At 65.7% G+C, this 13,252-nt stretch carries 11 protein-coding genes; 4 read left to right on the top strand and 7 right to left on the bottom strand.

Going from position 1 to position 13,252, the window contains the following annotated elements; translation table 11 throughout:
- Positions 1-92: 92 nt before the first annotated feature.
- A complete protein-coding gene (locus ACIBI6_RS29695; protein ID WP_396958553.1) occupies positions 93-923 on the bottom strand; it encodes a serine hydrolase domain-containing protein in 831 nt (276 codons plus the stop codon).
- An 85-nt stretch (positions 924-1,008) separates the two neighbouring features.
- On the opposite strand from ACIBI6_RS29695, the gene ACIBI6_RS29690 reads away from it, so the two are divergent.
- Entirely contained in the window at positions 1,009-2,196 is a 1,188-nt protein-coding gene (locus tag ACIBI6_RS29690) for a serine hydrolase domain-containing protein (protein ID WP_364345628.1), read from the top strand.
- A gap of 191 nt (positions 2,197-2,387) precedes the next feature.
- Here the strand turns inward: ACIBI6_RS29690 and ACIBI6_RS29685 are convergent, their stop codons facing one another.
- From ACIBI6_RS29685 to ACIBI6_RS29675, 3 genes are all read right to left on the bottom strand, one after another.
- Positions 2,388-3,518, bottom strand: a complete 1,131-nt coding sequence (locus ACIBI6_RS29685) for an NDMA-dependent alcohol dehydrogenase (protein WP_364345630.1) — start codon at positions 3,516-3,518, stop codon at positions 2,388-2,390.
- Positions 3,519-3,692: 174 nt separating this feature from the next.
- Positions 3,693-4,268, bottom strand: a complete 576-nt coding sequence (locus ACIBI6_RS29680; RefSeq protein ID WP_396958552.1) for a DinB family protein — start codon at positions 4,266-4,268, stop codon at positions 3,693-3,695.
- A 77-nt stretch (positions 4,269-4,345) separates the two neighbouring features.
- Positions 4,346-5,335 (bottom strand): phosphotransferase family protein, encoded by a 990-nt coding sequence (locus tag ACIBI6_RS29675; protein ID WP_396958643.1) that lies wholly within the window; start codon positions 5,333-5,335, stop codon positions 4,346-4,348.
- 309 nt (positions 5,336-5,644) lie between these two features.
- On the opposite strand from ACIBI6_RS29675, the gene pabB reads away from it, so the two are divergent.
- A complete protein-coding gene (gene pabB / locus ACIBI6_RS29670) occupies positions 5,645-7,729 on the top strand; it encodes an aminodeoxychorismate synthase component I (protein ID WP_396958551.1) in 2,085 nt (694 codons plus the stop codon).
- A 6-nt stretch (positions 7,730-7,735) separates the two neighbouring features.
- Here the strand turns inward: pabB and ACIBI6_RS29665 are convergent, their stop codons facing one another.
- Positions 7,736-8,230 carry a hypothetical protein gene (locus tag ACIBI6_RS29665; RefSeq protein WP_364345636.1) on the bottom strand — a complete coding sequence of 165 codons (495 nt, stop codon included), beginning with the start codon at positions 8,228-8,230 and terminating at the stop codon, positions 7,736-7,738.
- A 148-nt stretch (positions 8,231-8,378) separates the two neighbouring features.
- On the opposite strand from ACIBI6_RS29665, the gene ACIBI6_RS29660 reads away from it, so the two are divergent.
- Both ACIBI6_RS29660 and ACIBI6_RS29655 read left to right on the top strand, forming a co-directional pair.
- The gene (locus ACIBI6_RS29660; RefSeq protein ID WP_396958550.1) at positions 8,379-10,322 is read left to right on the top strand and encodes a TerD family protein; all 1,944 of its coding nucleotides are present in this window, start codon (positions 8,379-8,381) and stop codon (positions 10,320-10,322) included.
- A 137-nt stretch (positions 10,323-10,459) separates the two neighbouring features.
- Complete coding sequence (locus ACIBI6_RS29655; RefSeq protein ID WP_396958549.1) at positions 10,460-11,224, top strand: SDR family oxidoreductase; 765 nt, start codon at positions 10,460-10,462, stop codon at positions 11,222-11,224.
- On the opposite strand, the gene ACIBI6_RS29650 is transcribed toward ACIBI6_RS29655, so the two are convergent.
- Both ACIBI6_RS29650 and ACIBI6_RS29645 read right to left on the bottom strand, forming a co-directional pair.
- Complete coding sequence (locus tag ACIBI6_RS29650) at positions 11,214-11,939, bottom strand: TetR/AcrR family transcriptional regulator (protein WP_396958548.1); 726 nt, start codon at positions 11,937-11,939, stop codon at positions 11,214-11,216. The two genes, ACIBI6_RS29655 and ACIBI6_RS29650, sit on opposite strands and share 11 nt — an antisense overlap.
- A gap of 8 nt (positions 11,940-11,947) precedes the next feature.
- Positions 11,948-13,177: a cytochrome P450 gene (locus ACIBI6_RS29645; protein WP_364345729.1), complete on the bottom strand. Its 1,230-nt coding sequence runs from the start codon at positions 13,175-13,177 to the stop codon at positions 11,948-11,950.
- Between the last annotated feature and the right edge of the window lie 75 nt (positions 13,178-13,252).

The following is a 13,252-nucleotide window of genomic DNA, read 5'->3' as shown; positions in this document are numbered from 1 at the left end:
CGTCTTCCCCAACGATCCGTCGTACTGGCGTTGCCCGAGTGTACTGGAGTGCCCCGAGTTACACATGTTACTTCGGAGGCGTGTCCGACCTGTTACTTCGCGACCGAGTTCCGAGCCAGGTTCACCTCGGCGATCACCGCATCGGAAAAGACGGGCCATGCCTCCCGTGCCCAGTCGCCGAAATTCTCGTCGCTCAAAGCGATACTCGCCACCCCTAATTCGGGATCGACCCACAGAAATGTGCCGGACTGCCCGAAGTGGCCATAGGTACCTGCGGAATTCGATCCGCCGGTCCAGTGTGGTGATTTCCCGTCGCGAATCTCGAATCCGAGTCCCCAGTCGTTGGGACGCTGCGATCCGTAACCCGGCAGCACACCGTTGAGTCCCGGAAACGCGACCGTGGTCGCCTCGGCGTGGGTCTGCGCCGAAATCAGCTGGGGATCCAGCAGTTCCGCACCGAAGCGCACCAGATCCGCCGCGGTGGACCGGCCCGCATGTCCAGCCGGACCCGCCAACACCGAGGCCGTCATGCCGAGTGGTTCGAATACGGCCTCGCGCAAGTACTCCGGGAACGCGATCCCTGTCTGCTCCGCGACGAAGGCCGCGAGAATTTCGAATCCGGCGCTGGAGTAGATGCGTCGCGTACCCGCAGCGGCGATCACCTCGGTGGTATCGAAGGCGATGCCGGAAGTGTGCGCGAGCAGATGCCGGACGGTAGCTCCCGGCGGCCCGGCGGGCTGATCGAGTTCGACCGCACCCTCCTCCACCGCGACGAGCACCGCGTAGGCGACCAGCGGCTTGGTCACCGAGGCGAGCGGGAATACGCGCTCGGTTTCACCCGCCGTCCGCGCCCCGTCCCGGGTGACGACACCCGCCGCCGCATGCCGAACCGGCCAGTCCTTGATCTGCTCGAATGCACGCACGAATTGAGCGTACGAGACGCCCGTTCCCGGCATGTCCGCACCGTCCGCACAGGAAAGTCGGTACCGCCGGTACCATCAACCGATCATGAGCGCACCCACCATCCACGGCGATGTGGCGGCCGGTTTCGGCCCCGTTGCCGATGCCTTCCGCCGCAATTTCGCCCAGCACGGCGAAATCGGCGCTGCCGTGGCCGTTTACGCGGGCGACCGCCCGGTCGTCGACCTGTGGGCTGGCCATCGGGACCGCCGCCGGACCCTGCCGTGGGAACGCGACACGATCGTCCCGGTCTTCTCCTCGACCAAGGGCATGGCCGCGTTCGTGGTCGCCACGATGGCGTCGAAGGGACTGCTGGACTACGAAGAGCCGGTCGCGAAGTACTGGCCGGAGTTCGCCGCCCAGGGCAAGGGCGCGGTCACGGTGCGTCAGCTGATCGACCATCAGGCCGGACTTTCCGGACTCGATGCCGTGGTGCGCCTGCCGCAGATCGCCGATCTCGACGGTCTCGCAACGATCCTCGCGGCGCAGCGGCCCGCATGGCGGCCGGGCACTCGGCACGGCTACCACGCCATCACCCTCGGCCTATATCAAGGCGAACTCGTGCGCCGCGCCGATCCGGAACACCGCACCCTCGGCCGGATCTTCGCCGAGGAAATCGCGAAACCACTCGACCTGGACTTCTTCATCGGTCTGCCCGCCGAGCAGAGCATGGACCGGATCGCCACCCTGGCCGCCACCGAGGGCACGGACATCCTGCGCTATGAGCGCGATATTCCGGTGCGCATCGGCGCGGAGATCTTCGCCAAGCGCGGACTTTCCCATGCGGCACTGACCAATCCGCGCATCGGCGCACCGGCGCGGGCCAGCAGGCGCGAGCTGCTCGAGTTGGAGATGCCGGGTTCCAATGGCGTCGGCAATGCCAGGTCGCTTGCCAAGACGTACGGCGCGGCGGCGGGTCGCACCGGTGCGCTGCCGATCGACGAGACGGTGCTCGATCGGCTCGCCGCCACCGCCGCCGACGACGTGCCCGCCGACGATCTGGTGCTGCACACCAAGTCTCGCTATCACCTGGGCTTCCGCAAATCCCGCGGCTCGTTCCGTTTCGGCTCGGATAAACGCGCCTACGGCACCACGGGCCTCGGCGGCTCGTTCGGATTCGCCGATCCGGCAACCGGTCTCGGCTTCGGCTACTCGATGAACCGCCTCGGCCTCGCCGTCCTCGACGACGTTCGCAGCCGCAACCTCCGCAATGCCCTGCTCCGCTGCACCCGCTGATGCTGCGCACGTTTTTGTTCGCCACGCATCGATTCGCCGGGCAAATTCATGCGCGGCGTGCTAATTCGTGCGCGGCACCCAAGTCGTCAGCGCAGCATCGGCGGGGACGGTGAGAATCCGCTCGGCAAGTTGGTTCGGTGCGAGTTGGTGACGCAGGTCGCGGACGAGCTAGGCGAGCGGGATCCAGGGGATTACCAGTCGGCCTCGGTGTACTTGATGATGCCGCGAATGTTCTTGCCGTCCAGCATGTCCTGGTAGCCCTCGTTGATCTGCTCCAGGGAGTACTGACGGGTCACCATATCGTCGAGGTTCAGCTGGCCCGACTTGTACAGCGACAGCAGGTGCGGCGCGTCCTGGCGGGCATTGCCACCGCCGAAGATGCAGCCCTTGACGGTCTTCTGCAGCATGGACAGCAGGAAGCTGTTCAGCTTGACGTCGTTCTCGTCCATGCGCCCCATCGAGGTGACGACCAGGGTGCCCGCCTTGGCGGTGAGAATGAGTCCCTCTTCGATGTATTCGCCGTGCATCTCACCCATGGTCAGGATGACCTTCTGCGCCATCCGCCCCTCGGTGGCTTCCATCAGCGGCATGATGGCGGCGGCCATGCTCTCGTAGGTATGGGTCGCACCGAACTTCTGCGCCTGCTCGCGCTTCCACGGATTCGGGTCGATGGCAACGACTTTGGACGCGCCGGAGAGCACCGCACCCTGCAGCGCACTCATGCCGACACCGCCGATACCCGCGATCACCACGGTCTCGCCGGGCGCGACCTGGGCGACGTGGGTGGAAGAACCGAAGCCGGTGGGAACGCCGCAGCCGACGAGGCAGGCGACCTCGAACGGAATACTCGGGTCGATCTTGACGACCGAGGTGTGGTGCACCGTCATATACGGCGAGAAGGTGCCCAGCAGGCACATCGGGATGACATTCTCACCGCGCGCCTGGATGCGGTAGGTGCCGTCGCTGATGGCCTGACCCATCAACAGGCCCGCGCCCAGATCGCACAGCGCCATATTGCCGCTCACGCACGCCGGACAGCGACCGCAGGCCGGGATGAACGACAGGATCACGTGGTCGCCGACCTGCAGATCGGCGGGGCAGTTCGGCCCGAGCTTGGTGATCACGCCGGCGCCCTCATGGCCGCCCATCACCGGGAATGCGGGCATCGGCGTCGCGCCGGTCACGATGTGGTGGTCCGAGTGGCACATACCGGCGGTTTCCATCCGGATCTGGACCTCACCGGATACCGGATCGCCGACCTCGATCTCCTCCACCGACCACGGCTGGTCGGTCCCCCACAGGATCGCGCCTTTCGTCTTCATTCGTGTCGACCTCTCGCATGCACGGGCTTCTATGTGACTGCACCCACACTACGAGAAAACTGGAACGCGTTCTAGTACTGGATCGAAAATTCGTCGACACGGATTGACAGAACACCCGAACGCGTTCCAATTCCCCACGCCCGCGAACCCGTCCCGGTCCGATATTGCCCGACTTCAGCCGCGCACGTCGTGCACATGGTGGATTACGTCGTGCAGGAAGTAGACGGCCAGCGATTCGACCGTGAAGACCGAACCGTCGCTGCGTCGCGCCTGGTTGCCGAGGGCGGCTTCGGGGACCGACGCGAAGGCGCGCGCGACGGCCTCGGCCGCGTCGCTCAGCTCCCCGGCGACCTTTCGCGGATCCTGCTTGTCGTATTGGTCGGCGCCAGCGGTGACGTCCTGATCCCAGTTCGAGAACACCGGGACACCGTCGGCGGAGTCGAGGCCTTTCGCGTCGAACCCGGGCACCTTCGGATCCACCGCATCCGTGCGGGCCGCGATGGCCGCGCGATAGGTGAAGATTCGGCAGACGTCGCGAACGTGGGCAGCGTATTCGAGCGCCGACCAGGTGGAGTCGTTCGGACGGGCGGCCGCGTCGGGACGCCCGAGCGTCGCGGCCAGACGGCCCGCGTATTCACGGGCCAGATCGGGCACCGCCGCGTAGGTGACCGACTCCGGATCGAATCCGCATTCGAGACAGGAGCGTTCGAGGACCCAGGTCCAGTTCTTGACGTCGGGAACGATCGGCATGCGCCCACCTTAGATTGGCTGAATATCCTCAGCGATAGATATTCAGCCAGCTATCGGCAAGATCCCGACACGGAGTTTCAATCCATCAGACGATGCGCCCGCCCGAAGAGCTCGAGCGTGATGGCATGCAGGAAGTCACCGACCTGCTTGGGCGCCTTGCCGGCGAATGCGCGAGCATGCGTGCCCTCCAGCACAATTCCCAACTTGAAGCAGGCGAGCACCGTGTACCAGGTGACATTGCTCAGGTCGCGATCGGAGAACTTGCCGTAGTGCTCGATCATCTCCTCCGGCGTCGGCAGACCGCCGACAGCGCCGAGTTTGCCGATCAGCGCCGCACCCGTGGTGCCCGGCTCCGGACGGGTCGCGATCTGCCAGCCGAGGTCCAACAGCGGGTCGCCGATGGTCGACATCTCCCAGTCCACCATCGCGGCCACTTCCGGACCGTCGTAGGAGAACATCATGTTGGCCAAGTGACAGTCGCCGTGCAGGATGCCGGGCGTCCACTGCGCGGGCCGATTCCGATCCAGCCACTCCCCGACCTGCCGCACGCCCGGAATCTCCGGGCCCGGATACCCCGCATTGGCCGAATAGGACTCGAGTTCGCCGAGCCAGCGCGGCACCTGACGCTCCAGGAAGCCGTCCGGTTTGCCGTAGTCCTGCAGGCCGAGCGACTGATAGTCGAGCGAGCCCAGACGGGCGATGGCCTCGACCGCGGACAGGCCCATCTGCCGCCGGATCTCCGGATCGCCCGCGTGCGGTTGCGGCAGTTCGTTCTGCGGATTGAATCCGGTAATGGGCTCCATCAGGTAGAACACCGCGCCGAGGACGGATTCGTCCGGGCAGGCGGCGATCACCTTCGGCGCGCGCACGCCGGTTCCGTCGAGCGCGCCGAGCAGTCGGGCCTCGCGCCGGATGACGTCATTGCTCTTGGCGCGCAGATGTTTCGGACCGCGACGCAGCACATAGTGCCTACCTCCGCGGGCGAAGCGCAGCATGATGTTCTGCGTGCCGCCGCCGAGCGCGGTCACATCCTCGAACTCACCGGCAGGCAGGCCCTGCTCGTCCATCCATTTACCGACGACGGCGAAGTCGACGGCTCCCCCGCCTTCCGGAACCTCTGGCCGGTCGGCGGGCACCCCACCAGTCACGTCGCGGACCAAGGGTTCAGCGGGTTGCTCGGTTCTGGGCGTACCCGATGAGTTACCCATGTTCTCTCCAAATCAGTTGTCGCCTGAGAGCATGAACATCAATAACTATCACGATCTCACCTCTACGCCTTGCTTCGGCCATAGTAGGGCGCAGGCACGAGCCGAACCTAACTGACGGCACACGACAACAGTTTGCTTCGACCGGTGCGGCGTAGGGTTCGGAGCACGATGCGCACGCTCTTGATCGACAATTACGACTCGTTCACCTACAACCTCTATCAGCTGATCAGCGAGGTGAACGGGGAAGAACCCACGGTCGTGCGCAATGACGGGGTCGACGATATCGCCCGGCTGCGGCTGGAACGCTTCGACAATGTCGTCATCTCCCCCGGACCGGGTCGTCCTGATGTCGGTCGGGATATCGGCATCTCGGCCGCGGTGATCCGCGAGACCGAACTGCCGCTGCTCGGTGTCTGTCTCGGACATCAGGCCCTCGTCGTCGCGGCGGGCGGCATCGTGCGGACCGCACCCATCGCGCGGCACGGCTATCTCGATCACATCGAGCACGACGGTGACGAACTGTTCGCCGGGCTGCCCGAGGGTTTCACCGCGGTGCGATACCACTCACTGTGCGCGCAGCGGCCGCTACCGGACAGCCTCGAGATCACCGCCGTCGCGGCCGATGGGGTGATCATGGGCGTGCGACACCGGAGCAGACCGCATTGGGGGGTGCAGTTCCATCCCGAATCGATCGCCAGCGAGTACGGTGCGGCATTGCTCGGCAACTTCGCGAAACTTACTGCGGGCCATCGCATTAGATCGAGCATCATCGCACCGTTCGAGAATGCCGAACCACTGACGGGTAGACACGAGTTCCGCGAATCCCGGCGCTCCTGGCAGCTGCGGCATGCGGTGATCGAGCGGGCGATCGATACCGAGGCCGCGTTCCTGCGGCTATACGGCAACTCCCCCACCGCATTCTGGCTCGACAGCGAACATGTCGAACCGGGACTGGATCGGTTCTCCTTCCTCGGCGATGCCAGCGGACCGCTGGCCGAGGTGATCCGCTACCGGGTCGGCGAGAACAAGGTGACGGTGGAATCCTCGGACGGGAATCGGCGGACCGTACCCGGCGGAATTCTCGACTATCTCGCCGGACAGCTACACCTGAGGCATACCGAACTACCTGATCTGCCTTTCGATTTCGCGTGTGGTTACGTCGGATACCTGGGCTATGAGGTGAAGGCCGATTGCGGCGCGAATGCGGCGCATCGCGCCTCGACACCGGACGCGCAGTGGATCTTCGCCGATCGGATCGTGGTCGTCGACCATGTCGGCGGGCGCACCCATCTGCTCGCGCTCACCGATCCCACGCCGGAAGCCCTTCGGGCGGGCGCGGATTGGTTGCGCGATACCCGTGAGGTCCTGGAATCCCTACCGACATGGGCGAATCCGCCGACACTCGAGGTGTGCTCCGATACCGCCGCCGTCGCGCCGCTGTTCACCCGCGGGCGGGAGCGGTATCTCGCCGATATCGCCGTCTGCCAGGAGCGGCTACTTGCGGGCGAGTCCTACGAAATTTGCATTACCGATAGCGCGTCCATGGCCGCCGCCGAATCGGACGGGCTCGATTTCTACCGCACGCTGCGCCGCTGCAATCCCGCGCCGTACGCGGCGTATCTGCGCTTCGACGATCTCGAAATCGCCTGCTCCTCACCGGAACGCTTCCTGAAGGTGGACCGCGCCCGCACCGTGGAGAGCAAGCCGATCAAGGGCACCGCGCCGCGCGGGACCACCGCCGCCGAGGACGAGCAGCTGCGGCACGAACTGGCCGACAGTCCCAAGACCAGGGCCGAGAATCTGATGATCGTCGACCTGTTGCGCAATGACCTGGGCCGGGTCTGCCAGGTCGGCAGTGTGCACGTGCCGAAATTGATGGCCACCGAGACGTATTCGACCATGCACCAATTGGTCTCCACCGTGCGTGGCACACTGCGGCCGAATGTCGATGTGATCGATTGTCTGCGTGCGTGTTTCCCGGGCGGCTCGATGACCGGCGCGCCCAAGTTGCGGACCATGGAGATCATCGACGAACTGGAAACCGAAGCGCGCGGCATCTATTCGGGCACCATCGGCTTCCTCGGCCTAGCGGGCACCGCCGATCTCAATATCGTCATCCGTACCGCCGTCCGCCACGACGGACACTGGCGCATCGGCGCGGGCGGTGCCATCGTGCTCGACTCCGACCCCGAGGACGAATACCACGAAACCCTGCTCAAAGCCGCCGCCACCTACCGCGCCGCACCCCATTGAGCCCTGTTACTTGCGGCGGCGGGTGCGCTTCGGGGGTTCGGGTGGTGGCGCGGGAGGATCGGCTGATTTGCCGGTAAATCGGCCGAGGAGGGAGACACCGGGGAGTTTGGCGAGGGCCATGAAGAGGTCTTCGCCGAGGCCGATCATCGCCTCCAGCCGGGGCAGCAGTCGGTCGTATGCGGCGAAGGCAGGGTCCGCCAGCGCCAGGGTGCGGTCCAGGCGGTCGATGGTGGAGTTGAGCCGGTCGATGGCGATCGAGAGGCTCTCGATCAGATCCGGGAGCGCAGCCGCCAGCTGAGCCGAGGCCGGTGGCAGGCGCACCGCCGCATCGAAGGCCTGACCAGCCGTGAGTTGTGCGGCATCCAATACTTGACTCGCCGCCGACTGTGCCGCTTCCACCGCCGATTGCGCGGCCGCCAGAACATCGCCGGGACTCGGCACTCGCCCACCCGGCGCCTTCGGAGTCGAGGCCTTGCGGCCCCCTCCCTTCGGGGTAGTCATCCCTTCACTCTGCCGCACCCATCGCTCTCCAGGCCGGATATCCCCGACCGACCGGTTTGTGTCGTGTCGGCGCGGACTCGCTCGCACCGCCGAAGATATGGACCGCCGGAGTCGGCGTGTCGGTGGTTCGTGGCATAGTTCGAGCACGATGAAACTCAGTAAAGGGGCCAACGCGGCGGTGCCGACTTCCCTTCTTGCCGTGGTTGTTTCATGGCGGTCGGGGCATGCCGTGGATGCGCATGCGCTGTTGCTCGCGGAGGCCGGGACGGTGCGCACGGATCGAGATCTGGTGTTCTTCAATGCACCCCGACATATGTCGCAGGCGGTGACGCTCGATCAAGAACCGGCCCCCGGGACGGCGCGGCTGAGCGTGTCGCTACCGCGCACCGAATCCGATGTGGCGCGGATCGTGGTCGCCGGATCGATCGACGACGGCACCTTCGGCGACATCACGGATCTCACCCTCACCATCGAGGCCGCGCACGGGCCGATCGCCCGGTTCGAGATCACCGATCCCGATGCGGTCTCGGCGATCATGTTCGGCGAGTTCTACCGCCGCGACGGCCAGTGGCGCTTCCGCGCGATCGGCCAGGGGTGGGACAGCGGGCTCCCCGGACTCGTCACCGAATTCGGCGTGACCATCGACGACCCCGCCGAACCGACACCCGATCGCTCGCGCGCGGATCGGATACCCACTTCTCCAGTGCAGCAACGTGTCTCGATGGGCACGGCGTTGGCCGGTTTGCCCGATTCCCGGCAGTACGACACTGCACCCTGGGACCAGGACGCCGCCAACGCGGACCCGACTGGACAGCATGCTCGGCCCGATGCGGCACCGACCCGACCACGGACGCTAGGCGCAAACCGGGCAGATCAGGCTTGGCGCCACACCGCCGCCACCGGGCCCGGTGACCGAGCCGCCCATCGCCCGGACTCGGCCGACGCGCGCCCCGCCCGACCGCAACCAGGCATGCGGGTAAACCTCGAGCGCCAGCGGCACGAGGTCGAGCCGCCGATACCAGCACCGCCGAATCCCGAACGCGCGGACTGGCATTCGGATCCCGAGAACCCCGCACGGATGCGGTGGTGGGATGGGGTCGAATGGACCAGTGCCACATACGAACGGCGGCGGCCTGGTCCGCGCGGTTGTGAGCGGTGCGGAAATCCCCGGCGCCGCAAGCTGTTCGGTGGGCTCGCGCCGTGTCAGAGCTGCGAGCATGAGATCGAGGAATTCCTCACCCATTGGCATACCCAGGCCTGGCGGGCCCTGACCGCAGCCGGGCCGCGCGGTGCGGAGTGGGATGCGTTGTGGGCGTCGCTGCGGTATCAGCGAATTGATGAGGGTCTGGGCCGGGCGGCGCTGCGGGATGTGGCGCTGACCTATGTCGAGCGGCTGGTCGCGTTCGCATTCGCGGACGGCGAGATCGAGCAGACCGAGTTCGAGGCGTTCGAATACGCGATCGAGGAGTTGGCGCTCAGCGGACCGCTGGTCGAGGATCTGCGCAGGCGGATGTATCGCGGGCGCACGCTGTCGCGGTTGCGCGGAGGTGATCTGCCGGTGGTGCGAACGCCCGGCCTGCATCTGGATCCGGAGGAGAAGGTCCATGTCGATCTGCCCGCCGTGCACGTCCGCCAGCTCGCCAGGGGACCGAAACTAACCGACGGCAGGCTGATCGCCAGCAATAAGAAGCTGCGGTTCGTCGGCACCGATACCGGCACCGAATTGCCGTGGAACCGCGTGGTTTCGGTGCATGTCGAGCAGCGTTCGGTGGTCGTCGCGGCGACCTCGTCCCGCGGTGGGGCCATCTTCGATGTCGACGATCCGGATTACGTCGCGGCCGCGCTGGAAGGGGCTTTACGGGTCGCCAAACGCCTGGTCCTCACCCCCGGCCAGCGCGACACGCGCAGCATCCCGCAGGAGGTCAAGGCCGAGGTATGGCAACGTGACGGCGGTAAGTGCGTCGAATGCGGCGATGGCCACTACCTCGAATTCGATCACATCATCCCGCTGAGCCGCGGTGGTGCGACGAGTGCGACCAATCTGCAGATCCTCTGTCGCTCCTGCAACCGCGCGAAGGGTGCGCGGATCTGATCCAGATACCGCATGCGGTCGTGCACCGGAACACCGATGTGACGAACCAGGCATATGTGATGAAGCATGTTGAGCCGCGCGGCGCGCCGCCGTAGCGTGCGACATACCGAACAGGGCCGTTTGGAGGGAGTGGGATCATGCGGATTGCGGTAATCGGCGGGACCGGGGTACTGGGGGCCTCGGTGGTTCGAGAACTGAATGCGCGCGGACATCAGGTCCGCGTGGTGAGCCGGAGCGCCCCGGCGGATCGAACACTGGAGCACCGGTCCGCGGATCTTGCCACCGGCTCCGGGCTGGAGTCCGCACTGGACGGCTGCGACACCGTCGTCGACGCGGTAAGCGCCCGCAGCCGGACCCGATCGGTCATGGTGGATGGCGTGCGTCGTCTACTGGCGGCCGAGCAGCAGGCGGCTATCGGCCATCACGTCGAAATCTCCATCGTCGGTTGCGATCTCGTCCCCTTCGGCTATTACCACGCGAAGGTGGAGCAGGAGCAGGTAGTCACCACCGGCGAAATCCCATGGACACTGTTGCGCGCGAGCCAATTCCACGAACTCGTCACCCAAATCCTCGCCCTATCGGCACGCTGGCGGCTCGCACCGCGCTCGACGGCGAAGATACAGCCGATCGACGTCAACGCCGTCGCGACAAGACTCGCCGATGCGGTGGACAACGGCCCTGCCGGACGCATCCCGGATATCGCCGGACCGACCGTGCATACCCTCACCGAACTGGCCGATATCTACCGCGAACACACCGGCCGCAAGCTGCTTCCACTCCCGGTGCCGATCCCGGGACGCGCCGGACGCGCCCTTCGGTCCGGTGCCCTCTGCCTGAACGGAAACGGCGACGCGGTCGGCATCGGCTACGCCGAATGGCTCTCCCGCCGACTCACTCGCTGATCAGCCCGGCCGTGCGCCCCAGATCGGCCAGCATCGCCTCGAACAGGATCTCCGGATTCGACAGCGGGATCGGATAATTCCCGAATACCTCGAGAGTGACGTGCCCGTAGAGCCGGGCCCAGATCTGGATCATCAGATACGTCACGCCGAGGTCGAGCTTTTCGGCCGGAAGTTTCTGTCCGGACTCCGAAAGCGCTGCCAGCAGCTCGGTTTGGAACAGTACGAGATCATCGCGCAGCTCCGCGGGAATCACATCGGTCGGCGGGGTCACAACATCGTAGGTGGCCAGCAGCCGACCGGCGGCCGCGAGGAAGATCCGCCCGAACGGTTCGTCGAACCGGCGCAGCATGCGCGCGCGGCCCGCGCCCGGCGAGGCGAACACCAGGGTGAATTCCCTGGTGTGCGCCAGCGCCCAGCGCCGGAATCCCTTGCAGATGGCGAAGAACTGCACCGCGCCGTCATCGGGCAGCGTGGCGATCTGCTCGGACAGCTCGGCCGCGAGGTCCGCGCAGAACTCCAGGCGCAGACTCTCCAACAGGTCCTCGCGCGAGTTGTAATACCGGTACAGCGCGGGCGCGGTTATGCCGAGTTCGCGCGCGATCGCCCGCAGCGTGACCGCATCGGGACCGTGCTCGACCAGCAGTGCGCGGGCCACCCGGCGGATATCCGCATCCGAAACCACCGGTGCCCGCCCCCGCGGCTTGGACGTGTTCATAGAGGAATTCAAGCGTATTCGACTTCCCAGCGCTTGATGCCGTTCAACCAACCCGAGCGCAGCCGCACCGGATCGCAGACCTGACGCAAGTTCGGCATCACGTCGGCGATGGCATTGAACATCAGATCGATCTGCAGCCGGGCCAGGTTCGCGCCGACACAGTAGTGCGTGCCGGTGCCGCCGAAGCCGACGTGCGGGTTCGGGTTGCGCAGCACATTGAAGGTGAACGGTTCCTCGAATCCGTCTTCGTCGAAATTGGCCGAACTGTAGAACAGCCCGACGCGCTGTCCCTTCTTGATCTGCTGGCCGCCGACCTCGGTGTCCTGGGTGGCGGTGCGCTGGAATGCGGTCACCGGAGTGGCCCAGCGCACGATCTCATCCGGCGCGGTGCGCGGGCGCTGCTGCTTGTAGAGCTCCCACTGGTCCGGATTGTCGACGAAGGCCTTCATGCCGTGGGTGATCGAATTGCGGGTGGTCTCATTACCCGCGACCGACAGCAGGATCACGAAGAACGCGAACTCGTCCGAGCCGAGGTTCTCACCGTTGATATCGGCATTGATCAGCTGGGTGACGATATCGTCGGCCGGACATTTGCGCCGCTCCTCGGCCATATTCCAGGCGTAGCCCATGACCTCGGCGGTGGCGGCGTGGTGATTGCCGTCGAACTCCGGATCATCGTAGGAGATCATCTGGTTGGTCCAGTCGAACAGCTTCTTGCGGTCGTTCTGTGGAACTCCGAGTAATTCGGCGATGGCCTGCAGCGGCAGTTCGCAGGCGACCTGTTCGACGAAGTCACCGCGGCCGGTTTGCTTGGCCTCGTGCACAATTCGGGCCGCGCGCTCGGTGAGCGCCGCGCGCAGGCTCTCCACGGCACGTGGGGTGAAGCCCTTGGAGATGATGCGGCGGGTCTTGGTGTGCTGCGGCGGATCCTGGTTGAGCATCAGCATATTGCCGAGCATGTCGATCTGCTCGCGGGTGGTTTCCTCATTGAACCGGATGATCGCGGTGTTCTCGTGCGAGGAGAACACCTCCGGATTCTTCGAGATCTCCTTGATGTGGTCGAGCTTGGAGATGACCCAATAGCCGCCGTCATCGAAGCCGCTGGCCCGCCCGGACTGCGCGCACCACCAGACCGGGGCGGTCCGGCGCAGCTCGGCGAATTCCTGGATGGGCAGGCGGGTGGACAGCAGATCGGGGTCGGTGAAGTCGAATCCCGCGGGAATCGATGGCGTGGTCACGGTCACGGCTATCTCCTAGCGGTCTGACTTGGGCTGCAGACCTCACGACACGGGGAATGGCAGCCAGCGGGGCGG

The sequence above is a fragment of the Nocardia sp. NPDC050412 genome (assembly GCF_044458825.1).
Lineage (GTDB): Bacteria > Actinomycetota > Actinomycetes > Mycobacteriales > Mycobacteriaceae > Nocardia.
This window is presented reverse-complemented; position numbering and strand designations above follow the sequence as displayed.